This is a genomic window from Pseudoselenomonas ruminis, from assembly GCF_008271295.1.
Classification (GTDB): domain Bacteria; phylum Bacillota; class Negativicutes; order Selenomonadales; family Selenomonadaceae; genus Selenomonas_A; species Selenomonas_A ruminis.
The window spans coordinates 646,895-672,336 of sequence record NZ_VTOY01000001.1; the positions used below are offsets into that span (position 1 = coordinate 646,895).

Consider the following 25,442-nt stretch of genomic DNA (forward strand, 5'->3'; position numbering starts at 1 on the left):
GCCATCAACTCCATTTTCATAACAACTTATGCCCAATGGGCTCCATATCCTTGAACGTATAGATTTCCTGCATGCCAATCTCATCACGCAAGATAGCTCTGGCATCCTCCAGATGGTCAGCCAGATAATTCGTGGAATGAGCGTCAGAACCAATCGTAATAATTCTGCCTCCCAAATCTTTATAGAGCCGCAGGATATCCCGCGCAGGCATGGTATCATCAAGGCCATAATGCCAGGAAGAAGTGTTAAGCTCAATGCCCTTGCCATTGGAAATGGCTAGTTTCAAAATTTCTGCCACCATATCCTTAACCGCAGCAAAAGGATATTTCCCCTGCTTGTCATAACGGCTGATAAGGTTCAGATGCGCTAGCACCGAATAATTCTTGAACGCCTTCATCACATCATACATTTCCTGATAATACCGCTCGTTATACTCCTGCTGGCTGCGCTCCTGCTGGAATTCCTGATTCCAAAATTCCTTGTTCTCCACCTGATGAATAGACAGCAGCACAAAGTCCAGCTTATCTGCGTATTTCGCAAACAGCGCCTCATACTTGGGGATAGTGCCAACCTGCACGCCAAATTCCAAACCGCAGCGCAAAGCTATGTTTTTGGCAAACGCTGCCTTGACGTGACCGAACTTCTCAAAGTATTTGGGATAGTCCACATTGGCCATCGGCTCCAGCGCATCTGCTGGTGTTCCGATGCCATCGCCACCGCGGTACTCGATAGCGCCCTCATCCCAATCCTTCTTGATGCCATAGTCCACATGATCGGTAAAACACATTTCCTGAAGGCCCAAAGAAACAGCCTTTTTCGCCTGCGCCTCCATCGCCTCTCGGGAATCGTCACTGAATTCTGTATGCACATGATAATCTGCCAACATAAGAAAATCCCCCTCTACAAAACTTTCTTATAAACATAAGCCGCTATAAGGGCCTGAACTGCTACCAAAGCCGCCAACAAACCAAAAGCTGCATAAAGACTGCTCTGATGAGCCAGGAAGCCGATGGCCGCAGGCCCCATCAGGATTCCCAGATACCCCAAAGTACTTACCGCAGGCACAGCCATGCTGACAGGCATATCCTTCTGTTTGCCCAGCAATGAAAAAAACACTGGCACGATATTGGCACTGCCAATACCGATGGCAAAGAAACCTGCATATAAAAGCAGCTGATTAGGAGCAAAGATTACCAGCAGAAACCCAAGGAAAGCCAGCAAGCTTCCTCCCATTACCACAAGCTTCTGCCCCAGCTTCCGCACTGTGGCATCCCCTAGAAGTCGCATCATAAGCATGGCGGCTGAAAAGGCCGTAAAACCTGTGCCAGCTAAAGCCACATCAAAGCCCCTGACGGTGGTAAGGAATACGCCGCTCCAGTCCATTACAGCACCTTCCACCAGGAAAGCAATGCAGGCCACAATGCCCACGAAGGTTACAATGCCCTTTGGTACAGCTACCATTGCACCGCCACCTTCACCCCCAAAAGGCAATAAGTGCCGGGCAAAAAAGGCCAACGTTGCCAGCATTATTCCGGCAGCAATACAGGTGGAGACAAATGGCGTCAATCCTAAAGTGCCAACCCATATGCCAAAGAGCCCAGCCCCGGCAAAACCTCCTACACTCCAAAGAGCATGCATACCGGACATCAAACGGCGTTTAGCCGCCTTTTCGACCAATACAGCCTGAATATTTACCACTACATCAATACACCCCATCATAGCTCCAAAAATAAGCAAGGAAATCACCGCCAACGCCATGCTATCTACCAAACACAAAACCAGCAAAAGCAGCGCAAAGAAAGCAGCTGCAAAAGTCAGCGTCTTCCGACAGCCAAAACGCACTGCCGCCGCTCCAGATAGCGGCATGGTCAAAAGCGAACCAATACCGATGCATAGAAGTAGCATCCCCAGTACTTCCTCACCAATAGCCAACCGCTCCCTAAGCAGAGGTACCAAGGGAGCCCAGGAAGCTGCCCCAAAGCCACCAATAAAAAACAAGGCTCTGGTGGAATGTTGCCGCATTTTTCCCGCCGCATATCTTTCCTGGACTTTTGACCTGTCCATATCCTGATTCATACCTTGTTCCTCGTCTGTCCCAACATTTCTAAATAAGTTCCTGCCATAGCACGAACGCCTCTCCGATAATCTTCCCGCAGCTTTCTGTCAAAAATAAGCTCCGGCAGGAACCGCTCTGGAATTGCTTCAGCACATAGACACCGAATTGCCGTCTCCACAACAGGTGTTATTTCCTCATGATACAGCACGATGCGATGAGGATTCCAGAAACGGACAAAATCAACTATTTTTTCCGTCATCTGTTCCACAATATCCCCCTGAGGGCTGTATGAACTACAATCAAAGGCACAGGATATTTCACCTGCCAGACCATCCCGGCCTTTATAAAGGACACCATTTAGCAGGATGCCTGCTCCTGGCGGGTAATTCCTTGGCCAATAGATGCCAACAACTATTTCCTGCTTGACTGAACTCCCCAAACTCATGCCATAGCCAGACACAGCAGCATTGATATCGTTGACCAGATAAATGGGCAGCCCCACAGCCTTTCCCAGCACTTCCCGAAGCCGCAGCCCCTTCAGAGCCGGGTAGTCGATGACCGCCATCACTTCGTCTACTTCCACCCCAGGCAGCCCCATCATTACTAGCGACAACTGCGGGTATTTTTCCTGATACGTTTGGATAGTGTCCTTCAGAAATTCACCGGAAACCTCCGGGCAGGAAATCTTTTCAAAAAAAATAACATCCCCAAAAAGATTTTCCACCATCGATTCCATTCTGATTTCACCAGCTTCCTCATAGAAACACAAGACCAGAGCCTGCAATCTGTCAGCCAGATACCGATACTGCCTGGCAGGTCGTCCTCCTTCCTCAGAGGCAGAGGGCAGGAAATCCTCCATGAGCGCAACTTCACCATGCTCCTGTAGAATTTTCACCAAGGTATTTACCGTCATAACGCTTAGGCCCGTATGCTCAGCCAGCTGCGGCTTGGTAGCCTGCCGCATTGACCGCAGGGCACTGCGTATCTTTTGCAGATTATGATTTCGCACATCTTTCCTGTTCATAACAAACTCCAATAGGTTTATATAGTCATTTGATAAACCTATTATACAAACAGAAAACTACTACTGTCAATGTCTTTTAAACAGACTCCTCCAAAACCCATTTTACGCAGCAGCTCTACATCCCAATAGGGGCGTTTTGTACCACTCAAGGGCAGCTGCAAGGGGTCGAAGGGCTCTGTAATATCATCAGCAGTCTCCAAGGCATCGCCGTACTGCCGCAGGCATTCCTGCCGCCGTTCTTCCGCCCGCTTAGTCATGTCTTCATCATACAAAGGCATATTCCAATTGGCATCAAAGAGCAATAACCGGCCACCTGCCCGTAATGTTGCCGTAATTTTCCGCATCCTGCGTCCAATATCTGGCCATGCTTTCTATATCCATATCAGTCACCGCCTTTGACTTGTCAATTATTCATATAAAATCCTGACTGCCAGGTAAGCAGTCAGGATTTTATGGATCATGTCTCAATGGGAAATAGCTCGAGCAACAAGCCATCGGGCAGCTGCACCCACTTTTCCGGTTTTCCTTCCACGGAATGTACGCCCTCATAGACCAGCATCTTTGCCAGCGTGCCCTTAAAGTCACGCACCCTTATGCCCAAGTGATGGGCCTGGCCACTTTTCGCTTTATCCGGCGCATTGATAAGCTGAATGCCGCCATCGAGCCAGACCTGCTGCAATTTGCCATCGCTTTCCCGCCGCCTTGTTTCGGTCATGCCCAGCACATCTTCAAAAAATGCCAAGCTCCAGTGAATATCCGCTACGGTAACCGCCGCATGATCAATATAGGCTTTTTCCATTGTCATCTGCATCGTCCTCCCAACGACTCGAAAACTTTTATACACATTGTCATCTTACTATTTTTTATTCGTTTTCGAAATAAAAAAATCCTGTTCCTAGCGCAGTTTGACGGATGCTGTTACCCGCATTATACTTGACTCATAATACTTGACATGTCAAATACAGGAGAAACAATCTATTGCGTAATCTACTTATCGGTTCATTATTACTATCGTTAGCTGGCAGCATCTGGGGCGCTATGTTCATCGCCGTCCGCCTGACCACCGGCGTAATCGATCCTATCGCTTTGGTATGGATGCGGTACGGGGTGGCGCTTATTCCGCTTGTATTTTTGATGTACCAGCAAAAAATCGCTTGGAAAATCGAGCGAAAAGACTGGAAACTGCTCTTGCTTTCGGCCCTTACCGGAAACACACTGTCCATTGTCACGCAGGAGTCGGGCACGATGCTGACCTCAGCGCAAATGGGGTCGGTCATAACGGCAGCGACACCAGCCTTCATGGTTGTCTTTGGCTGCCTGCTGCTGCACGAACGATTCAGTTTCAGCCGTCTGCTTTCGGTCGTTCTGGCTACCATCGGCGTTCTGCTCATCGTCGTTGACCCGGATAATATAAAAACTGGCAATATGCTCGGAGGAATCTATCTCACAATTGCCGCCATTACCTGGGCGCTGATGTCTATCCTGCTAAAGCTACTTAGCCGCTATTCTGTCTTTGCCCTCACGTTTTACAGCGTGCTTATCGCTTTTATCACGCTGAGTCCCTATGGCCTTTGGTGGGTAGCTGCCGAGGCGGATTTCACGGCATTTTGCGCGCCGCAGATATGGGGCTCGGTACTCTACGTGGGCGTGATTTCCACTACTGCCGGATTCGTTCTCTGGAGCAAAGGCCTTACCTATATGGATGCTTCCATCGGCGGGCTTTTCATGTTCTTTCAGCCCGTGGTGGGAACGCTGCTCGGATATTTCCTGTTAGATGAAACCATCACGAGCTATTTCATCCCCGGCTTTGCTCTCATCGCCATCGGCGTAGTACTGGCCATGCGTGGCGGAAACACCACCGCGGCCGAAAAACTGGCGCAGAGCAAAGCCTGTAATTAAACCATGTGATTTAGGAGGATTCCCTTATAAACGAAAACTCGGCATCATGGATGAGGACGAAGTCTGATTTTCCTAAGCCAAACAGCTTATTCTGCGCGTTCTTCCAAAATCTTCCGCAGCAGCCGTTCCAGCTTTGCCGCATACTGCCAATTGTCTTCGGCCGTACGCTTTCGCGGCCCCTTCAAGTGGCTCTTGCTCGAGGCACGGCGGGCTTTTTTCACCAGATGGCGCTCCATCAGCAGCCGCTCAATGTTTTCATTGGTATACTGCCAGCCATTCTGATGTATGGCATACGCCTTCTTGCCTAGTGCCATGGCCGCCACGCCATAGTCCTGGGTGACCACCAGATCACCAGCCCGGCAGAGATTGACCAGCACAAAGTCCACCGCATCGGCACCAGCGCCGATTACTTTGACCTCGCTATACGCCGATTGCAAAATATGATTCGTATCGCATAGCAAAACCACCAGCACCGAATATTTTTCCGCCACCGTTTCCGTCTCTTTGACCACCGGACAGGCATCGGCATCTACAAATATTTTCACGTTCCTGCATTTTCCCTTTCCAACCACAAATCAAGCCAGCCAAGCTGCCCCAGTGTGCCCGCAATCAAAGAGGAATTTACTCTGTGGTGTCTCGATGAAAAACGAAAGCCCATGCTCCCCCTCGAGTTCCCAAGGTTTTTCTCGCACCCAATCATTAACTAAGACTCTTAGCGTGTACTTCGCTTCATACGCCATGCCAAATACCTCCCGCTGTATATTTTAAAACAGGTATGTACCTATCATAAAACATACGCTTTGTGCTGTCCAGTACAGGCATTCCTGCAAGGATTGATGCCATCATCGCAAAGCCAATCCGCTTACCTGCCCCGTTGTTTCAGCCAAAGCTTGACCGGCAGCATCAGCAGGATATTGCCAATAAGTATGGTCAGTATCAGCAGGGCGCCAATCCCATCAGCAATGAGCTCGCGGTCGGGAACAAGTCCTGTGCTCATGAGATACCACAGATGCACAGCCAGTGTTTCTCCACCAGCCATCACATCGAAATCAAACATATGACGGGATACCGTCGTCCCCGCAGTGAATATCAAGATAGCCGTCTCGCCTAACGCCCGGCCAGCTGTAAGCGTGATGCCCGTGATGATTCCCGGCAGAGCCTCGGGAAGTATTACCCGCAAAACCGTCTGAAGTTTCGTAGCCCCCAGCGCCAGACTGGCCTCTTTATAAGACTTTGGCACCGTTCGGATGGCTTCCTCAGTCACCCGGACCAGCAGCGGCAAATTAAGCAAAACCAACGTCAAGGCACCACCTATGATACTAAAGCCTAAATCCATCACATGGACGAATAGTATCATGCCAAACAAACCGAGCACAATCGATGGCACCGTAGCCAAACTTTCCACGGAAAGGCGGATGCACTTTGTCAGTTTTGTTTCCTTGGCATATTCTGCCAAATAAATCCCGGCCCCTAAAGCCACGGGAAGTGAAATGCCCAGGGAAATTGCCAGCATATAGAATGAATTGAACCATTGCGCGCCAACGCCGCCCCCAGCCATCATGTCACTCGATTTGCCCAAAACAAACGCTAAGGACAAGATTGGCAGCCCCTTGTAAAGGATATAACCAAGGAACACGACCAACAGTCCCAGGATAGACAGGCCAGCCAGCCACAAAACACCTATGGCTGCTTGATTCTGCACTTTCGTATCCATCAGGTAACCCTCCTTTTTCCAATGCGGCGTACCAAAAGCATCATCGCCAGCGAAAGCAGCAGCAGGACAAACGCCATCAAGAATAGCGCATTCCCCCAGACAGAGCCAAACGGCGTATTGCCCATTTCCACGACAATATTACTCGTAAGCGTCGCCGTGGGCGTAAACAGCGATGTTATAAGCTGCGGCGTATTGCCAATAAGCATCTGCACGGCCATCGTTTCGCCTATGGCTCTTGCCATAGCCAGCACCACTGCGGTCAATATTCCTGGCGCGGCGGCGGGCAAGACGACGTGCCATACTGTCTGCCACCAGGTTGCCCCCAAGGCCAGGCTTGCCTCCTCCATCGACGGCTCTACTGCCTGTATCGCATCCATGCTGATTGCTATTATCGTCGGCAAGACCATGAGGGAAAGTACGAGCGCAGCCGCCAGTACGCCAAAGCCTGTCGCACTGCCAAAGGTTTCACGCAAGAATGGCACCAGCACCACCAGGCCAGTGTAGCCATATACGACCGAAGGAATCGCTGCATAGATATCGATTGCCGGCCGCATAACAGCCTGCAGCCCTTTGGGCGCCACCTTTGCCATGAAGATTGCTCCCATAAGCCCCACAGGCGCTCCGATAAGGATTGCCAGCAGCGTTGACCAGAACGACCCCAGGATAAAAAACAACGCGCCATACTTTCCTGCAAGTGGATCCCACTGCCCCGAAAAGAAGAATTCCAGCGGGCTGACCACGGCAAATGTTTGTAGGCCCTGCTTGCCCACGAAAAAGATAATCGCAAAAATCACGATGGTCATCAATGCGGCCGCTGCGATAAAGAAACAGCGCCCACACCTATCGTAAAACAGCCTGCGCCGATGGCCATTATCCACTTCCTTTGCCGCCACTTTACTGACGGCTGCTGCCTGTTTCATGCCTGCCTCCTGTAATCAGTGTTTGAGCTTGCTGATGGGAATAAAGCCCAGCTTTTCCACCTGCGTGTTCTGGAATTCCTCGCTGAGGATATAGTCAATAAAGGCTTTGACCGGACCTTCCGCCTCTCCCTTCGTATACAGGTGACCATAGCCAACGATTGGATATTTCCCAGCGATGACATTCTGTGCCGAGTATTCCACACCATCAAACTTCAAGACCTTGACGCTGCCATCGGCATAAGGCGCATCCACATAGCCGACAGCCCCCGGTGTATTGCTGACAACTGCCCTTACGGCCCCATTGGAATCCTGGATGATTGCGTTATCCGTAAAGGACTGGCCTGCAAGCACTACCTCGCTGATGGTCGCGCGCGACCCGGAGGATTTCGCACGATGAATCAGCGTAATCTCTTGGTCCGCGCCGCCCACCATTTTCCAGTTGGTGATTTTTCCCGTCAAGATATCCACCACCTGCTGTTTGGTGAGATTGTCGACGGTATTCGCCTTGTCAACGATAAAGACAAAAGGCTCGACAACGACTTTGTGGTCGACCAGACCTTTATCCTTGTACGCATCGGGCAGGTTGACATCAGAGCTGCCAATCTGTACGGCGCCTTCAGCCACCTGATTCATTCCGGTAAAAGAACCACCGCCAGCAATACTTACGGTCACGTTTTCATGTTTCTCCTGAAATACCTCCTGCGCGGGCTTTAAGAGCGGCAACAGCGCCGTAGAGCCCGAGACTGAGACTTTGCCCGTTACCGCAGCGGTTCCTTCCCCACTGCCATCTGACTGCACGCCACCACAGCCTGCCAGCAGCATCGCCATCCCCATAGCCACCATTCCCATCGAAATCATCTTTTTCGTCTTATTAAACATTTTTCTCCCTCCAACCTGATATCAATAGCCGAAAACATCCGTCTTCGTTCTCCTCTATCCTATCAAGCACAAAGGCATTGATTGTTGTGCCTTTGTTAATTCTTTGTAAAAACGCGCTCTGCCGCTGCGCTTTGTGCTAGAATGGACATAAATTATTGGAAAGGATGATGACTTTTGCTGTTTCAATCCCGCATCACACGCCGTTTCCTCGCGTCTTTCCTATTAGCCTCGCTTACCGCACTTACGATCACAGGCTTATTCCTGTTGCAGTATTTCCATTCTTACACCATGCAAAAGGAGCAGGAGGCTCTCGTGCTCAATGCGCAGATTATCGAGCAGACGCTCGCAGCTCAAAAACAGCAGGACTCACGCCAGTTTGCCAGTCTCCTGCAGCAGCTTAGCGACAACACGGGCCTTCGCATTACCATCCTAAGCGTCGACGGCACCGTGCTCATGGATACCTCAGAACCGGCGGCAAAACTCGACAACCATTTCGAGCGGCAGGAAGTCCAGCAGGCTTTAGCCCACGAATATGGCACAGCCGTCCGCTATAGTGACACGCTTTTGGAAAACCGCATGTATGTAGCCATCCCCGTCTATGAGGATGGCAAGCTTATCCGTATCATCCGCACCTCAAATTCCCTGGCTGCTGCCGAAGCGTCCTATCAGACCCTTGAACATGCGCTTATCACGGCCATCCTTTTAGCTGCTGCCGTCGCTTTTCTGCTGGCCGTCTGGCTGGCCAAACGGCAGGTAACTACCCTCGAGCGTCTACGAGCTGATGCGGCCATCATTGCCCATGGAAATTACAGCCATCGCATCAACTGGCGCTCGGGTGATGAATTCGACCAGCTCATACAAACCATCAATCTGCTGACGGAAAACCTCAGCCGCACGCTTGGCGAAACAAAAGCCGAGGCCGAAAAACTCGCCTTAGTCTTAGCGCAGATGGACAATGCCGTCATGCTCATCGACAGTCAGGGCCGTATCATCGAGACCAACCGCCAGGCCCAAGAATTATTCCAGCTGAAACAGCAGGCACTCAACCGCCATAGCATCCACCTGCTCGGCAGTGCCGAAATCTCTGAAGCTGCCCAGCGCGTAAGCCATACGCAGCAGCCTGAAACGATCACCTATCAGCGCGCGGACAAGACGGCAGCCGGCACCAGTCACACCTTCACGATTTTCCTGACGCCATTTCCCAATAAGGATGCCGCACAGATTTTAGCCGTCTTCCACGATATTTCGTTATTGCAGGAAATCAACGAGCGCCAGGCAGAATTTATCAGCAACGCGGCCCATGAGCTCGGCACACCGCTGACCGCGATTTCCGGCTTTGCCGAAACGCTTTTAGACGATGACTTCCAGCAGCCAGCAAGGACGCACCATTTTGCCCAAGTCATTTATGACCAGTCGCAGCGCATGAATCACCTGATTCAAGACCTGCTGCAGCTTGCCAGACTCGAAACGCTCAGCCACAATCGGGAACTTGCCCTGACGCCAGTTCCTGTCCTGCCTGCACTTCGCTCTGCCCTTTCCGAGCTGCAGCCCGTCTTCCATGAAAAACAGCAGACGGTCCAGTTCCCGTCTGCTGAAGATGTAACGCTAAACGATATGCAAATTGCCGCTGTCCCCGAACTCTTCACGCAAATCATCCGCAATCTGCTCGAAAATGCCAGCAAATACACACCGGCAGGGGGCACAATCAGCATTACCCTCGACGCCGAGCCGCAGAGTATAACCATCCGCATCACCGACAATGGCATCGGCATTGCTCCAGAGCATCTGCCACGGATTTTTGACCGCTTCTACCGGATTGATAAAGCCCGCTCCCGCAGCACCGGCGGCAACGGCATTGGCCTGTCGCTCGTCCGCTACCTGACCGAGCTCTTCCACGGCTCCATCGAGGTTGAGAGCACCTTAGGCCAGGGCACGGTCTTCATCCTGCACTTTCCTTGTCTTAATTCCAAGTCTTAAAGCCTTTCTATCAAGCCTTGTCCTTTTTATGGATGCGCTCTGCCGTTTCCAGATAGATAACCCATTCGGCAATGTTTACGGCATGGTCGCCAATCCGCTCCAGAAAGCGCGCGATAAAGAGCAGCTGGGTAATGCGTTTTTGATGCGGTGCCTCTGTCGTCACGAATTCTGACAACGCATAAAACGTGTGCGCAAAAATCGCATCCATCTTTTTGTCCAGCTGGCGGACCTCATCGGCTAAACGAACATCATGCTCCCGATACGCCCGCATTGCCTTGGCTGCCATATCAACAGCACAAGCGCCCAGCAGCTGCACCCATTTCAGCCGCTCGTTATCAAGCAGCACACCAACATCCTGGACCGTCTTGGCGATATCATAGGCATGGTCTCCAATGCGCTCGATGTCAGTCGATATCTTAAAGCCCGCTGCAATGACACGCAAATCATGCGCAATCGGCTGCTGCTTGGCAATAAGCAGGATGCAGCTATCCTCGATGTCAACAATCATCTCATCCAGGACATCATCGGCCAGCATTACCTCGCGGGCAAGTTCCGTATCCCCAGCCAGCAGGGCCTCCATGGCCAGCTGCACGCCTGTGCAGGCCTTATCGCCCATCGCAGCCACTTTTTCCTGCACGATGGCAAGTTCATGGATATATTCTTTTCGCGTCTGTTCCATATCAGCCAAACCTCCCGGTAATATAATCTTCCGTCTTCTTGTCATGGGGATTGGTAAAGATCGTATCGGTCACATCATGCTCGATGAGTTTTCCATTCAGAAAAAAGGCCGTATAGTCCGAGACGCGGGCCGCCTGCTGCATATTGTGCGTAACCATCACGATGGTGTACTCCTGCTTAAGCTCCTGAACCAGCTCCTCAATCTTCATGGTCGAGATAGGATCTAGTGCCGAACACGGCTCATCCATTAAAAGCACCTCGGGCTCTACAGCCAGCACGCGGGCAATGCAGAGACGCTGCTGCTGGCCGCCCGACATGCCCATGGCCGAATCATCCAGCCGGTCTTTGACCTCCTCCCACAATGCGGCCCGCCGCAGGCTTTTCTCCACAATCTCATCCAACCGTTTCTTATCGCTCAGCCCATGAACCCGGCAGCCATAGATGACATTTTCATAGATAGACATCGGGAATAGATTGGGCCGCTGAAACACCATGCCCACGCGTTTGCGCAGCCTGACAAGGTCCATATCGTCTGCGTAGACATTTGCCCCATCGAGTTCAATCCTGCCATCGATACGGACGCAGTCAATCAAATCATTCATGCGGTTCAGCGTCCGCAGGAACGTCGACTTGCCACACCCCGATGGGCCAATCAAGGCCATGACACGATTCCGGGGAATCTCCAACGAGACGCCAGCTAGTGCCTGCTGTTCCCCATAATAAAGATTCAGATTGCTTATTGTCATTTTCATCCTTGGCTCCTCCTCTATGCTTCGGCTAATGCAAGCATAACAAAAGCGCAACCGTAACATGTTGCGCTTTTGTTATCTTTATGTTAATTATGCACCGGCCGCGCAAAGCGATAGCCTACGCCGCGGATGGTCTCGATTCGCTCCGGCAGTTCATTGCTTGCTCCAAGTTTTACCCGCAAATGGCGGATATGGACATCAACCGTCCGGGTATCGCCATAGTATTCATAGCCCCAGATTCGCTCCAGCAGTTCATCCCGCGAAAAAGCCCTGCCAGGATTCGTCACGAGCAGCTTCAATAATTCAAATTCCTTTAGCGTCAGGACGAGCTCCTCGCCCTCCAGCCAAGCCTGATAGGAGGAAAAATCCATCCGCAGGCCGTCGATGGCTAACGTCTCATCCTGCGGCCCCATCTGAGCAGAACGCCGCAAAACGGCTTTCACGCGCGCCATGAGCTCACGCAGCGAAAAAGGCTTGACCACATAATCATCGGCGCCTAATTCCAGCCCTAATACCTTATCAATTTCCTCTGCCTTTGCCGTCAGCATGATGATGGGAATCCTTGCTGTCTTCTTATCCGCTTTGAGCATCCGGCACACTTCCAGCCCATCAATCTCCGGGAGCATCAAATCAAGCAAAATAAGATCCATTTCATGAGCTTTTGCCAATGCCTCCCGGCCATTGCCTGCCGTCAATACTTCATAGCCGTGTTTTTCCAGCTGAAAGGCCAAGAGCTCCCGTATGCTCTGTTCATCGTCTACCACTAAAACCTTCATACGCATCCCAGCCTTTCCCATGCTAACGCTAAAACCTCAGGCACCAATACGACAATCATCTACTCACAGGATAAAGCATATCGCCTGAACTGTCCAGCCCAAACAAAATAGCGGCTCAACATGATTGGCATAAACACGTCAAGCCGCTATAAACGAATCATCATTTCGTTGTAGCCAAAAGTCCATTACCGCCCGTCATTATGGATGGCGGCAACGGATAATTTGACTTATCATTTAAAGTCACGGTATTTTTCCCCAAAGCCATAATGCTCGATAACGTAATCGAGGTCCTTATCGCCGCGGCCGCTGAGGTTGACCAGGATAGACCCCGTCTTCATCTCCTTGGCACGCCGCATCGCATAGGCGACCGCATGCGCACTTTCGAGCGCCGGAATGATGCCTTCGTAGCGGGAAAGTTTGAAGAACGCGTCGATTGCCTCCTCATCGGTAACCGAATCATATTTCACGCGGCCTTCCTCACGGAGGAGCGCATGCTCGGGGCCGACCGAAGGATAGTCAAGGCCGCTGGCCACCGAATAAACTGGTGCCGGGTCGCCATTTTCATCTTTTAACATAATGCTGTCAAAACCATGCATAACGCCCTCGGAACCATAAGTCATCGACGCCGCATGGTCGCCCATTTTGCTGCCGCGGCCCAACGGTTCAACGCCCACGATTTCCACCGGGTCATTTAAAAACGGGACAAACATGCCAATGGAGTTGCTGCCGCCGCCCACGCAGGCGGTTACAACATCCGGCAAAAAGCCCATCATTTCCTGGAACTGCTCTCTGGCCTCAATGCCTACGATGGTCTGAAAATCCCTCACCATAAGTGGGAACGGATGCGGGCCAACGGCTGACCCGATGCAGTAGATGGTATCCTTGTAATTCTCCAGATAATCTTCAAAGGCAGCATCAACGGCCTCTTTCAAGGTCTTTAACCCATGGGTTACTGGCACGACGTTTGCTCCAAGGATTTTCATACGGGCCACATTGGGGGCCTGTTTTTTTATATCCACCTCACCCATGTAGATGGTGCAGTCCAGCCCGAAAAACGCCGCCGCCGTTGCTAAGGCTACGCCATGCTGACCAGCACCCGTTTCGGCGATAATGCGCTTCTTGCCCATGAACTTAGCGAGCAGTCCTTCGCCCATGCAATGATTGAGTTTATGCGCCCCCGTATGATTGAGGTCCTCGCGTTTTAAATAAATCTGGCAGTTGCCCAGTTTTCGCGAAAGCCGTTCACAATGATAAACCGGCGTCGGCCGCCCCTGAAACTCCTTGCGGATTCTTCGCAGCTCATTGACAAACTGCGAAGAATGACAGATGGTCATATACGCCTGGGTGATTTCTTCAAACGCCGGAACGAGCTTTTCCGGCAAATACGCTCCACCGAACTTGCCAAAACGCCCCTCCGCATTCGGATATTGTTTCAAGTATGTCGAAAAATCCATAAGAACCTCCTCATAATACCCCCGTACAGGGAAAATCGCTATTTTTTTCAACAGGCGAATCATTCAAAACAAGTGCCGCAGATTGAGTTGTCAATCTGCGGCGCTTCTATATTTTTATCGCGATAACAAATTACAAATCCTCATGTACCTCAGTGAAGTAGATTACCGTCACGGTATCTTCCATAAGGATGCGGCGTTTGTAGATTTTTTCGAAATCTGCCACGAGTTCTTCTTTCGAATTGATTTCCGGATTCTGGTGACCGAGGTCATTAGAAGTCAGGGTTCCCATCGTCTTTACCCGCACCTTGTCGAGATAGGCGGAATAAAGTTTATGTTTGGGCTCGCCTTTTTTGCCCGTGGTAATCCATACGACAGAGCCTTCCGGATAAAGTTTGGATACATCGCCAAGACGTACCGTACAGTTTTTCGTGCGTTCCATGAGCATTTTCTTGTGTTTTGCTGCCTGGAAGTTCAATGCCATCATACTTAAGCACTCCAATCTACCCTTGTTCCTAGTTGTCACTTATTACATATAATCTATGAATATTATTATATGTTCTTTTAATTATAGCAAATCTCCTGCCAGAAAGAAAACTTTTTCTGTAACTTTGTAAACATCCCTGTTCTATCGGCTCATATACCAAGGGAACATGTTCTTTATACGGGAAATATGATAGAATAGAACGAGAATTTCGTTATGCGTCTTTAAGGAGGTTTTATTATGAACTGCAAGCGCATCGCTTTTGTTTTTATGGCTCTTACGCTTTTCGTAACGAGTATTGCCGCCGCTGCCCCCGCGGCAAATAACGCGCCAACGTTATCCGTTGATGGCGAGGGAACGGGCATCGCGGCGCCGGACCGCGCTACGGTCACCATCGGCGTGACATCACAAGCTGCCGATGCCGGCAAGGCGCAAAGCAGCAATGCTTTGACCACCGAGCAGGTCAATAAGGCAATCAAAGCACTCGGTATTGAGGCCAAAGATATCCAAACCAACAATTATTCGTTCCGCCCCAATTACCGCACGTCGGATAACCGCCGCCACGAAATCAGCGGCTATACGGTAAACAATTCCATCATTGTCATCGTCCGCGATATCAACAAGACCGGTAAGGTCATCGATGCCGCCTTAAATGCCGGTGCCAACGAAATCCATTCGCTGGACTTTGCCGCCAGCAATACGCAGGCAATCCGCAAGGAAGCGCTGACAAAGGCCGTGCAGGATGCGCGCGATAAGGCTGACATCTTGGCCCAAGGCCTTGGCAAACGCATCATCGGCATCAAGAACGTGTCCGAAAGCACCGGCTATCTCGAATCGCGCCGCTATGACAACGCCATGCTCGCCGCCTCCAAGACTGCCGCTGCCACGACAATTGAGCCGGGCATTTTGTCGCTCACGGCCCGCGTCCATATCGACTATATTCTCGAAAATTAATCGCAACATTTCTTTACAGTAAGGAGTTTTTTATCTCATGCAAGAACAAGCAGCCACAGCAGCCCGCCCGCGCAAACCGCGGCTGGCCGCTATCGAATATATCCGCGGAATCTCGATGATGGGAGTCATCGGCATCCATGTCGGGTCCCAGTATCTAAGCAATACTGCCGCCAACGTCGACCTCGTCGCCCTCTTTGAGGTCGCCACGCGCTTTAGCGTACCGATTTTCTTCTTCATTTCCGCGTTTGGCCTGTTCTACAATCTGGACCTTCATGCCCCGTTTGACTTCCGCTACTTTATGAAACGCCGGTTCAAGACGGTACTCGTTCCTTACCTCGTCTGGTCCATCTGTTATCTTTTGCATGATGGCTGGCTCTACGGCGTCGGCTTTCCCGACCCGCTGCACCTCCTCGTGCTGCTGTTCTTTGGCAATGCGAAGTATCAGCTTTACTTTCTCGTCATTTTGCTCTGGTTCTATCTGTTGATGCCGCTTTGGATTTGGATGGTACGGCGTGCCGGACTCGTAAGCCTCACGCTTTTACTGCTGGCGCAGATTGGTTTTGACTATTGGTCAAGTTTTTCCACGAGTTTCAATCTCTTCGTCTACGGACTGCCTGACACGTCAATCCTAAAACCGTTCCTTATGTACCGCCTGAACTACTGGGTTATGCACTATGTATTTATCTTTGTACTCGGCGGCTATCTGGCCGTGCATATCGATGCATTCATGGATTTTATGAAGAAACAACGCCTTGGCATCACGGCCTTTTTCTGGGCCAGCCTGGCATCGCTTCTTGCTTACTACTATCAGTTAATTGCCGTTGATGGCTATACGCCGCTCGAGGCCATCAATACCGCCCATCAGCTTTGTCCGGCCGGTATCTTCTACACCATCACAGCATCGCTATTCTTCTTTACGATATTCACCTATCAGAAGTATCCAGCCTTCCTCAATCCGCTGCTTCACCAGCTCGGCAAACATTCCTATTTTGCCTACCTGGCACATCCGATTGCGATTACGTATCTGGCAATGATGCTTCAGCACAGCGGACGTATTATGACCGCACCAATCGCCATCGCCTTCTACTTTGCCACGCTGGCGCTGGCCATGCTCGGCGCAATAATCTGCCGCAAAATCGGTGAGCAGCTGCCAATCCTCAACGAATTGACCATTGGCGTATATCCTAAGAAAAAATAATAAAAATGCCGCTGGCTCGTATTGCCCAGCGGCATTTTTCTATTTTCGCCCAAGGTCTAATGTGCTGATGTCCTTGCCACTGCTGTCCTTTACAAAAATCGGGCCCAGCCTTAGCTTCTTGTCCTTAATCTGCAATGCATCGGTCGCTACACTAAATCCTGCGAAGTCTATCCGAACATCATAGAACTGCAACTCGTGATAGGACTGGCGAAAAGCCCCCTTTATGCGCTTGATGGGAATCCTCCGATACCGCCCGTCCCCAGAAGTAAAAATCCCCGATGCAGTTGCTTCCTTGGCACTTCCTTTTGACGCAAATTGCATATCCACCATAACATTGCAGTACAAATGGCTGTGGGGCAAAGCCTGCGAGGCTTGCAACTCCCTGCCGACGGCATGAATCGTATAATAACGGGTATCAAGGTCATAGCTGCCTTCCGCCTCCAGCTTACCGCCATACACCTTGCCCGTAACATCCTTAAAATCAATTTTCTCGCCATCATAGCTTATATTCCCGTTAACCTCTTGGAAATAAAGCCCTGGAATATGGAGTTCTGCCATCTTCAGTTTTCCTTCTCCATGAATCGCATTGAGCGGACCGGTTAAATGACTATCCAGTGTCATTTTATCATGTACCTTTACCCCGACTCCCAGCGACGAAGGGTCTACCTCCACAAAGCTCAGCTGCAAATCTCCTATGGGCACTTCACTGTCCTGAAAATCCACCGTTCCCTTCAAATTCACATTGCTGCCAATCATCGTGCCGCCGAACCGCCCCGTATTAACCTCGACCTCCATGCGCTTAGCCGTATTAATCGCAGTCTTTACGTTTACCCCGGACAGCAAATAGTGACGGTCTTTGTAAAAGACCTCCAAACGGCAATCTTCAAGCTTTAACTCCATACGGATTTTCTTGCCCGAGCGGTCAAAATTTTTCCATTGCTTCGCCATTTTTTCGGCTCGTTTGCGGCGATGAAATTCGCCAATCCGTTTACGCTCCTCCTCACTTTTCCCCACCAGACTGACCTTTTGCTGCCAGTCTTCATCCGCAGTTTGTACCTTTTGCATATCCTTGGAATTGCGGACAAAATCCACCGTCATATCATCCGCCAGATGAATCGACACTTCCGCGTCTTTAAGCGTCAATTCCTGAAGTGTAGTCGATTTGATATTTCCCGTCACTACATCCCATAGACGCACATAAAAATGACCTTCCGGCACCCGCAGAATCAGCCTTCCCTCCACATCGTGCCACTCAAGTCCCGTAAAATCCACATCGCCGGTAACATGTGCGATGATTTTCTCCGCCGTGATTGTTCCCCGCAGCATATTTTGCTCTGCCATGGCTTGATTAAAAATCGCTGCCGCCCCACGGCTAAATATTTCCAGCACAATAAACACCGCCAGGGAAATCGTCACAACGGCTATCACCAGAGTCCTGCGCCAATGCATCCGAAGCCATTTGAGCATACGCGTCCCTCTCTTCTCCTTGCTTTCTTATCTCTTTATTCGCTTCTCCCCCTCGATAAACCTGCTGTTATCACGGCCAAGTAACCCCCAAGCAAGAAAAAAGTCTGTGAACACCTAACGTGCCACAGACTTTTGCCTGTCAAACAATCACCATATTCCCAAGATGCGCTGTACCAGAAGGCTGACCACCGTAATGCCAGCCCAGCAGCAGGCGCCGAGAAGAATTGGCTTGCCACCAGTTTTTATGAGTTTTACGACGTTGCTGTTAAGCCCAATTGCCGCCATCGCCATGACGATAAAGAACTTCGCCAATTCTTTAAGCGGCTGGAATACGTCTGCGCTTACGCCAAGGTTCAGACAAACCGTAGTAACAACGGCTGCCAGGACGAAGTATAAAATAAACATGGGAAAAGCGCGCTTAAGGCTGAACGTTTCAAGGGAACTTCCCTCATTCTGCGCGGCTTCCTTCTTGGCAACGAGCATAGCCAAGAGAAGTGTCACCGGGATAATCGCCAGCGCGCGCGTGAGTTTTACGGTAACAGCTTCATCGAGCGTCTGGGTGCCAAGCCCCCACATGCTGTCCCAGGTGGCAGCAGCCGCCGTAACCGAAGACGTATCGTTAATCGCCGTGCCCGCAAAGATACCGAAAGCCTCACCGGACGTCGTATCAAAGCCAATCATGTGCCCTAAAATCGGAAACAGCAGCGCCGCCATCGCATTAAACAAGAAAATAACCGATATCGACTGCGCAATCTCATTGCTGTCGGCTTTAACGACCGGCGCCGCGGCGGCAATCGCCGAACCACCGCAGATGGACGAGCCAACACCAATGAGTGCCGACGTGTTGCGCGAAATATCTAAGCCACGATGGAGTACCAAGGCCACCACCAGCGACGTCGTAATCGTGCTCACGATAATTGGCAGCGAAACGATTCCCGTCTGGACGATAACGCCAAGATTCATGCCAAAGCCGAGCAACACGACGGCCGACTGCAAAATGATTTTCGACGTCCAATTGATACCAGCCTGCGCCTTGCCATGTTCATGCCAAAAGAACGTGATGACCATGCCAAACAAAATGGCCAGCACCGCACCGCCAACCACAGGAAAAAGCTTTCCGAGCAGCCATGCTGGCAATGCAATAAGAAAACATACAAAAATACCAAATGAATTATTGCGTAAAAATAACATTACTATACCTCTCAAAACAGGCCCTTTATTTCAGCTGATAGAATGAATTATAAAAGGATTATTCGAAAATGTAAAATTATATGTTATGATATTGCTATAAGATATTCTTATCAACAATGAGGTATTCCCATGCTCGATTTTCGCATCAAAACATTTCTCTGCGTCTGTCAGACGATGAACTATACCAAGGCTGCCAAAGTCCTAAACATCACCCAGCCGGCAGTTTCGCAGCACATCCGTTATCTCGAAGATTATTATCAGATAAAAGCCTTTCGCTACGCCAATAAAAAACTCGAGCTTACCCCTGCAGGAAAGCTTCTCTATGAACGCTGTAAAACCATGGAAAACGACGAAGTCGCGCTTAGTGCCGAGCTCTTAAGCCAGCAGTCCGGCATCCGCACATTGTCGCTCGGCGTTACGATGACCGTTGGCGAATATGCCATCGTCGCCCCGCTGGCCGCCTATCAACTGGCCCATCCGGGCATCAACATCCGGCTTCGCTTTGGCAACACCAAAGAACTGTTGCAACAGCTGACCGAGGGCCGCATCCAGCTGGCACTCGTCGAAGGCTATTTCCCGCCCCAGGATTATTTCTGCCAGCCCTACAGCACCGAAGACTATATTGGCGTCTGTGCGAGCTCCCACAAATTTGCTTGCGGCCAGCCAACAACTTTTCACGATTTGCTTGGCGAACGGCTGCTGCTGCGCGAAAAAGGGTCCGGCACCCGCGAAATTCTCGAACGCAATCTGGCTTTGCACGGCCTGCGTTCCGAAGACTTCATCCACAATATGGAAGTCGAAAACATGCATACCATCATCGGCCTGCTTACGCACGACTGCGGAATTTCCTTCCTGTATCGCCGCGCAGTGGAAGCGGAACTGGCCAGCGGCGTCTTGCGGCCAATTCCGCTAAAAGGCTTTGCCATGCAGCACGACTTTACCTTTATCTGGGAAAAGGGCAGCATCTACACCGCCCAATATCAGCAAATCTGCCAAGAACTCAGCGGAATCTGACAAGTCAGAAACTGCCCGAAGGAGATGACCTGCTTTGACAAAACGAAAAAAAGGACTCATCATGGTATGCCTCGGGGCATCCATGTGGGGCGGCAGTGGCGTAGCCGGACAATATCTGCTGCAGGATTGCGGCTTTTCTACGGTCTGGCTCGTCGTTTCCCGCATGCTCTTGGCCGGCTGCCTGTTTCTGCTTATCGATTTTGCCCTGTATCGGCAAAATGTTTTTTCTATCTGGAAAAACAAACAAGATGCCCGCGATGTGCTGCTGTTTGCCATCTTCGGCATGCTAGCCGTGCAATATACGTATTTTGCCTGCATCCAGCATGGCAATGCCGCCGCCGCCACCATCCTGCAATACCTTATGCCGGTAATTATCATTGGCTATACCTCGCTGGCCACCCATAAGTTCCCGCCTGGCCGCGAACTGCTCTGTGTCGTTATGGCGATTGGCGGTACGTTCCTGCTGGTCACCCATGGACGGCTCGACACGCTTTCCATTCCGCTTGCCGCCCTGCTATGGGGCCTCGGGTCTGCTTTTGCGGCCGCCTTTTATACCACTCAGCCCAAGCGGCTCATCCGCAAATGGCGCGCCACGCTGATTACCGGCTGGGGCATGCTGCTGGGCGGACTGGCACTGATGCCCGTCTGCCCTCCCTGGCAGTTCAGTGGCACCTGGAGCAGTGCCGCCGCCATCACCTACGCGTATATCATTATCTTCGGCACCGTCATCGCCTTTGGCTGTTACCTCGGCAGCATCAAATACATTTCCCCTACCGAAACGAGTCTCCTGGGCTCCATTGAACCACTGTCGGCCATCGTCTTCTCTATCCTCTTTCTCCACGCCAGCTTTGCCCCCATGGACTATCTCGGCACCGCCTTAATCCTCAGCACCGTTTTTGTGCTGGCAAAAAAATAACTTCATTTGACATAAAAAATTGACCGGTCAAAACGACCGGTCAATTTCGTCTAGCCAACACTTTTTATAATGGTCAAAGGTCCGCACTTCGATATGGTCTGGATAGAGATATATCGAATTTGTCGTTATCTTCTTTTTGTCCATGCAGTCATTGTGAATGTTGCAGGTATGCTCGTTATAGTAATTGATTTCGTTATTGGCAAAGCTGGAATTATGGCAGGACGTATGCGTATGACCCGATACCCATAACTTGACTTGGGGATTTTCCGCGAGAATGGCGTCGATTTTATCCGCTGGCATCGCAATCGACCGCTCAGTATTGACAGACTTATGGTACGTCAGCAGCGTATGATTCAGCGGCCCATGGAAAAAGACCAACGTCGTCTTGTCGCGATGTGCCGCCAGTTCCTGCTCGAACCAGGCAAGCTGCATTTCTCCGAGCTGTGTTGGCAACGGGCCTTCGGTCGACAGGAAAATCAGATGATACCCGCCGAGGTCTTTGGCATACCAGCGCTCCGGCAGCTGCCAAAAGCTGGCAAAAGCAGCCAGTTTCTGCTGGCGAACTTCGGGGCTGGCTGGTTTAATCCTGCCATTAGCCGAGAGTTCATCTTCATAAAGAAATTCATGGTTGCCGTTAATCACCCAAAGTTCTTTTTTCAATTTACCGAAGAACGACTGGATGTACTCGTATTCTGACTTTACGCCCCGCTGTTCGACAATGTCGCCGACTACGGCAACGGCCGTCACATCGTCCCAGCTGTTGATGTCGGCAATCACGTCATTCTTTGCCGCCAGAATCGCCTGCCGGACATTACTATCGGGATGTTTGGCCACCCGCACCGGCAGATGTGGGTCCCCGAGCACCACAATCCGATAATAATCCTTCCCGGTTGCCCCCAACAATTTTTGCCAGCCGCCCACAGCCAAGGCACCAAGTCCAATAAATAAACCACGGATAAACGAACGCCGGTTTAACATAGTATCGCTTCCTCTGCTAAAAATATATCGCTACTACGAAATATTTACTCACAATGTATTATTTTCAACGCCGAACCATTTTGCCTCATCATCCCATTTAAAACAAAGCTTTCCATAACCTTCATAGGTTTTTTGATAATTTTGACCTACATATCCATAGCGTGTTACGCAATAATTGCAAATAATTTCATCGCCTTCGACTTTTATATTTTGCATGCGAACCTCGCGTTTGTTCGCATAATATCTGCCGATTATGTCGTAGGTGTCGAAATATTTTACATAACTTCCATCACTGCGCTTGCCAATCAGAGTATAGGTTATGCCTGTAACATCTCCTGCATCTTCATTAACCAGCAAGTACATTTTCTCATCAGTATCCGTTTTTATGCAATTAATATTTGTTGCGCAAGTTACTGTTATATCGATGGTATTATTAACATCCTTACCGCCAATCTTCGACACAAAGCTATTGTTTCGATTAGGCAGATAGGATGCTCTTCCGTCCCGCGCATCATAATGAACGTAAATGCAATCCTCTCCATTGCCAAAACAGGCCACGCCTTTATCAAATATTTTACTGCCATTACCAGTTCGCAATGACGGATAAGACATCAGGTATCTCACATTCTTGAACGGGACACCTTCATGCGTTGTCGCCCCCTTGACTTCATACCATCCCATAGGAGGTAAAGATATCTTTCCTATTTTTTGCGGTGCCTGCATCGTCATCGCACTGCAAACACTTGTAATCATAATTGTCCCCATCGTCAAACCTGCCATCAATCCTTTTTTCATCAAATCCCCTTCTCTCTAAAAATCTCCCCATAAAGCAACAGCCTTCCCTAAGGGAAGGCCGTTTTATTCTAATTCTATTGTATTACATTTTCGCAATCTTATGCAAGGTCTCGATGATAAGGTCTACCTGTGGTTTTACCGTTTCAAGCAGCAGGCGCTCGTTCGGGCTGTGGATATCGATGGTGGTGACACCAATCGATACCATGTCGAGGTTCGGGTTCTTGAGGAAGTGCCAGCCGCACTCGAGGCCTGCATGAATCGTTTCGACTTTCATGTCTTTGCCATTCTGTGCTTTAAAGGTCTCGGCCATGATTTTAGCGAGCTTGCTGTCCTTGTTTTCCTTCCAGCCCGGCGACTGCGTGCCGATGTGGGCCGTAAAGCCCGTAAGAGCGGCCCATTCTTCGGTCATGAAGCGGAATTCGTTAAGTTTCTGGTCGACAGCCGAACGCGGGAAGTACGCGATGTTCACTTCATCCCCGTCCATCGAAACAACGCCGAGGTTTGCCGACGTCTCGACAAGGCCTGGGATGACCGTCGACATCGCAAATACGCCCGTGTGGAGAATCGTCAGCAGGCGGATAAAGTCAGTCGTAAAGTCAGCCGTCAGTACCTGCTGCGGCGTCTCAACGCTCGTCAGAACGAACGAGACATTCGGGTCAACAGCGCCGTACATCTTGAGATAGTTTTCCTTCTGCTCTTCAAGGACGGCCTCGATAGCTGACTTGTCAAGGTCAGACGCGATTACCATCTTGGCATCGTTCGGGATGGCGTTGCGTGCCTTGCCGCCCGTAAAGGACGCGAGCTCAACGCTGCCTTTTTCCTGCAGGGCTGCCAGCGCGAAAGCCAGCGTGCGAATGGCATTGCCGCGGCCATCGCCGATGCGCTCGCCCGAGTGGCCGCCGAGAAGTCCTTTAACCTCAATCTGCCAGCCATTCGGCTGCGTTGCTTTTTGACAAGTCAATTTACGCGAAAAGTCAAGATTGACACTTCCGGCACTGCCAACGGTCAACTCATCATAGTTTTCCGAATCGCAGTTGATGAGGTAGCTGGCATCTTTTAGATGCTCGGCACCGAGGTTAATGGCGCCCGTCATGCCCTGCTCCTCGTCCACCGTGACAATCATGCGCAGCGGACCATGGTCTTTGGCGTTTTTCATGATATACATAGCCTCAGCCACGCCGATGCCGTCATCGGCGCCCAGGCTCGTGCCCTCAGCCTCAAGGTATTTCTCGCCGCGTACGAGCTTAATCGGGTCTTTGAGCGGGTCATAGGCATAGCCTTCCTCGGCAACGCAGACCATGTCCATGTGGCCCTGCAGAATCGTCAGCGGGGCATTTTCATAGCCTTTGCTGGCCGGTTTATCGGCAATGATGTTGTTCTTCTCGTCCTGCACTACCGTAAAGCCAGCGTCGGTCAGATACTTCTTGAGGAAGTCGCTGACAGCCTGCTCATGGCCGGATTTGCGCGGAATCGCAGCCAATTTCTCAAATTCACTCAGTACGCCTTCCAAAATCTCATTGTTCTGTTCCATAGGAATCCCTCACTCATTCATATATCATATGTAATAGTAAACATAAAAATAAAACCAGGCAGTCAAAATGTCTGCCTGGTCTCATCATCAACAATGCAATACGGGCAAATCAATCCGTCAACGCGACCGTCATGGCCTCCGTTACATCTACCCCCTGCGGCACATAAAGAACAATTTTGCCGGAGATGCGTTTCGCACAGCCGTCCAGAACGTAGCAGGTACCATTGACGAAATCACAAATACGGCGCTGCTCAGCATCTTCTACCTTCTCGTAGTTTACGACACAAGCCTTGCCTGCTTTCAAATCATCCGAAATAGCAGCAACCTGATCAAAGGTGCTCGGTGCATAAATCTGCACTTTCAAAGCCGGCGTTTTCGTCGTATGAACCGTCAACTGCGGACGACTCGACTCACGATGCTGGTAAGATCCAGTCTGATAGCCCGAACGGTCAAACTGAACCGTGCCACCATTGGATACCTTCAGTTCCTCACTGTAGCTCTGAGCTGCCGGTGCTTCCTTCACGGATGAAGTTTTCTTTACCTCAGCGTAATCTTCCTCAATTTCGCCGAAGTCCTCAATCGGCATCAGAATATCTCTAAGTTTAGAGAATTTCTCTTCAAAAATAGCGCCTACGCCCATATCATCTCGTCCTTCCAATAAAAAGCTTTCATTAATTCACACGAATTAGACGCGTCCTTGCGGGGACTTATCCATGTTATCAACATAATTCACAATTCAACTATCAACATGATAACATACTTCGCGAGCAAATGCAAAAGTCCTGCTGAAA

At 50.5% G+C, this 25,442-nt stretch carries 27 protein-coding genes; 6 read left to right on the top strand and 21 right to left on the bottom strand.

Going from position 1 to position 25,442, the window contains the following annotated elements:
• Positions 1–16 precede the first annotated feature (16 nt).
• From FZ040_RS02890 to FZ040_RS02910, 5 genes are all read right to left on the bottom strand, one after another.
• Positions 17–886: a histidinol-phosphatase HisJ family protein gene (locus FZ040_RS02890; protein WP_149170609.1), complete on the bottom strand. Its 870-nt coding sequence runs from the start codon at positions 884–886 to the stop codon at positions 17–19.
• Between the two features lie 14 nt (positions 887–900).
• On the bottom strand, positions 901–2,076 hold the full coding sequence (locus FZ040_RS02895) for an MFS transporter (RefSeq protein WP_255448707.1): 1,176 nt from the start codon (positions 2,074–2,076) through the stop codon (positions 901–903).
• Positions 2,073–3,080, bottom strand: coding sequence for an ROK family protein (locus tag FZ040_RS02900; RefSeq protein ID WP_149170610.1), 1,008 nt, complete (start codon positions 3,078–3,080; stop codon positions 2,073–2,075). The genes FZ040_RS02895 and FZ040_RS02900 overlap by 4 nt, the downstream gene beginning before the upstream one ends.
• A gap of 41 nt (positions 3,081–3,121) precedes the next feature.
• Positions 3,122–3,382, bottom strand: coding sequence for a hypothetical protein (locus FZ040_RS02905; RefSeq protein WP_255448708.1), 261 nt, complete (start codon positions 3,380–3,382; stop codon positions 3,122–3,124).
• Between the two features lie 155 nt (positions 3,383–3,537).
• The gene (locus tag FZ040_RS02910) at positions 3,538–3,885 is read right to left on the bottom strand and encodes a VOC family protein (RefSeq protein ID WP_255448709.1); all 348 of its coding nucleotides are present in this window, start codon (positions 3,883–3,885) and stop codon (positions 3,538–3,540) included.
• 173 nt (positions 3,886–4,058) lie between these two features.
• Here FZ040_RS02910 and FZ040_RS02915 point away from each other — a divergent pair, with 173 nt between their 5' ends.
• On the top strand, positions 4,059–4,979 hold the full coding sequence (locus FZ040_RS02915) for a DMT family transporter (protein ID WP_149170611.1): 921 nt from the start codon (positions 4,059–4,061) through the stop codon (positions 4,977–4,979).
• An 86-nt stretch (positions 4,980–5,065) separates the two neighbouring features.
• On the opposite strand, the gene FZ040_RS02920 is transcribed toward FZ040_RS02915, so the two are convergent.
• The 5 genes from FZ040_RS02920 to FZ040_RS02935 form a co-directional block, all read right to left on the bottom strand.
• Complete coding sequence (locus tag FZ040_RS02920; RefSeq protein WP_149170612.1) at positions 5,066–5,524, bottom strand: YaiI/YqxD family protein; 459 nt, start codon at positions 5,522–5,524, stop codon at positions 5,066–5,068.
• A gap of 30 nt (positions 5,525–5,554) precedes the next feature.
• Complete coding sequence (locus FZ040_RS13945; protein ID WP_187620214.1) at positions 5,555–5,719, bottom strand: hypothetical protein; 165 nt, start codon at positions 5,717–5,719, stop codon at positions 5,555–5,557.
• A gap of 122 nt (positions 5,720–5,841) precedes the next feature.
• Positions 5,842–6,693: a phosphate ABC transporter permease PstA gene (gene pstA, locus FZ040_RS02925; protein WP_149170613.1), complete on the bottom strand. Its 852-nt coding sequence runs from the start codon at positions 6,691–6,693 to the stop codon at positions 5,842–5,844.
• Positions 6,693–7,613: a phosphate ABC transporter permease subunit PstC gene (gene pstC / locus FZ040_RS02930; protein WP_149170614.1), complete on the bottom strand. Its 921-nt coding sequence runs from the start codon at positions 7,611–7,613 to the stop codon at positions 6,693–6,695. Before pstC ends, pstA begins: the two co-directional genes overlap by 1 nt.
• Before the next feature lie 15 nt (positions 7,614–7,628).
• Complete coding sequence (locus tag FZ040_RS02935) at positions 7,629–8,492, bottom strand: phosphate ABC transporter substrate-binding protein (RefSeq protein WP_149170615.1); 864 nt, start codon at positions 8,490–8,492, stop codon at positions 7,629–7,631.
• A gap of 174 nt (positions 8,493–8,666) precedes the next feature.
• Here FZ040_RS02935 and FZ040_RS02940 point away from each other — a divergent pair, with 174 nt between their 5' ends.
• On the top strand, positions 8,667–10,469 hold the full coding sequence (locus FZ040_RS02940) for an ATP-binding protein (RefSeq protein WP_149170616.1): 1,803 nt from the start codon (positions 8,667–8,669) through the stop codon (positions 10,467–10,469).
• 10 nt (positions 10,470–10,479) lie between these two features.
• Here FZ040_RS02940 and phoU read toward each other — a convergent pair whose 3' ends face one another.
• The 5 genes from phoU to FZ040_RS02965 form a co-directional block, all read right to left on the bottom strand.
• On the bottom strand, positions 10,480–11,148 hold the full coding sequence (phoU, locus tag FZ040_RS02945) for a phosphate signaling complex protein PhoU (protein ID WP_149170617.1): 669 nt from the start codon (positions 11,146–11,148) through the stop codon (positions 10,480–10,482).
• Between the two features lies 1 nt (position 11,149).
• Entirely contained in the window at positions 11,150–11,899 is a 750-nt protein-coding gene (pstB, locus tag FZ040_RS02950; RefSeq protein ID WP_149170618.1) for a phosphate ABC transporter ATP-binding protein PstB, read from the bottom strand.
• Positions 11,900–11,982: 83 nt separating this feature from the next.
• Entirely contained in the window at positions 11,983–12,678 is a 696-nt protein-coding gene (locus tag FZ040_RS02955) for a response regulator (RefSeq protein WP_149170619.1), read from the bottom strand.
• A 224-nt stretch (positions 12,679–12,902) separates the two neighbouring features.
• On the bottom strand, positions 12,903–14,126 hold the full coding sequence (trpB, locus tag FZ040_RS02960) for a tryptophan synthase subunit beta (protein WP_149170620.1): 1,224 nt from the start codon (positions 14,124–14,126) through the stop codon (positions 12,903–12,905).
• 130 nt (positions 14,127–14,256) lie between these two features.
• Positions 14,257–14,610, bottom strand: a complete 354-nt coding sequence (locus FZ040_RS02965; RefSeq protein ID WP_149170621.1) for an ASCH domain-containing protein — start codon at positions 14,608–14,610, stop codon at positions 14,257–14,259.
• A gap of 237 nt (positions 14,611–14,847) precedes the next feature.
• On the opposite strand from FZ040_RS02965, the gene FZ040_RS02970 reads away from it, so the two are divergent.
• Positions 14,848–15,561 (top strand): SIMPL domain-containing protein, encoded by a 714-nt coding sequence (locus FZ040_RS02970; RefSeq protein WP_149170622.1) that lies wholly within the window; start codon positions 14,848–14,850, stop codon positions 15,559–15,561.
• A 37-nt stretch (positions 15,562–15,598) separates the two neighbouring features.
• Positions 15,599–16,759, top strand: a complete 1,161-nt coding sequence (locus tag FZ040_RS02975; RefSeq protein WP_149170623.1) for an acyltransferase — start codon at positions 15,599–15,601, stop codon at positions 16,757–16,759.
• A 39-nt stretch (positions 16,760–16,798) separates the two neighbouring features.
• Here the strand turns inward: FZ040_RS02975 and FZ040_RS02980 are convergent, their stop codons facing one another.
• Complete coding sequence (locus FZ040_RS02980) at positions 16,799–18,226, bottom strand: AsmA family protein (protein WP_149170624.1); 1,428 nt, start codon at positions 18,224–18,226, stop codon at positions 16,799–16,801.
• A gap of 147 nt (positions 18,227–18,373) precedes the next feature.
• Complete coding sequence (locus tag FZ040_RS02985) at positions 18,374–19,417, bottom strand: YeiH family protein (RefSeq protein ID WP_149170625.1); 1,044 nt, start codon at positions 19,415–19,417, stop codon at positions 18,374–18,376.
• Between the two features lie 129 nt (positions 19,418–19,546).
• On the opposite strand from FZ040_RS02985, the gene FZ040_RS02990 reads away from it, so the two are divergent.
• The gene (locus FZ040_RS02990) at positions 19,547–20,431 is read left to right on the top strand and encodes a LysR family transcriptional regulator (protein ID WP_149170626.1); all 885 of its coding nucleotides are present in this window, start codon (positions 19,547–19,549) and stop codon (positions 20,429–20,431) included.
• A gap of 34 nt (positions 20,432–20,465) precedes the next feature.
• The gene (locus tag FZ040_RS02995) at positions 20,466–21,347 is read left to right on the top strand and encodes a DMT family transporter (RefSeq protein WP_149170627.1); all 882 of its coding nucleotides are present in this window, start codon (positions 20,466–20,468) and stop codon (positions 21,345–21,347) included.
• 27 nt (positions 21,348–21,374) lie between these two features.
• Here FZ040_RS02995 and FZ040_RS03000 read toward each other — a convergent pair whose 3' ends face one another.
• From FZ040_RS03000 to FZ040_RS03015, 4 genes are all read right to left on the bottom strand, one after another.
• Positions 21,375–22,325, bottom strand: a complete 951-nt coding sequence (locus FZ040_RS03000) for a metallophosphoesterase family protein (protein ID WP_149170628.1) — start codon at positions 22,323–22,325, stop codon at positions 21,375–21,377.
• A 48-nt stretch (positions 22,326–22,373) separates the two neighbouring features.
• Entirely contained in the window at positions 22,374–23,120 is a 747-nt protein-coding gene (locus FZ040_RS03005) for a hypothetical protein (protein ID WP_149170629.1), read from the bottom strand.
• 82 nt (positions 23,121–23,202) lie between these two features.
• A complete protein-coding gene (gene pepD, locus FZ040_RS03010) occupies positions 23,203–24,651 on the bottom strand; it encodes a beta-Ala-His dipeptidase (protein ID WP_149170630.1) in 1,449 nt (482 codons plus the stop codon).
• A gap of 109 nt (positions 24,652–24,760) precedes the next feature.
• On the bottom strand, positions 24,761–25,291 hold the full coding sequence (locus FZ040_RS03015; RefSeq protein ID WP_149170631.1) for a cell division protein SepF: 531 nt from the start codon (positions 25,289–25,291) through the stop codon (positions 24,761–24,763).
• Positions 25,292–25,442: the final 151 nt, after the last annotated feature.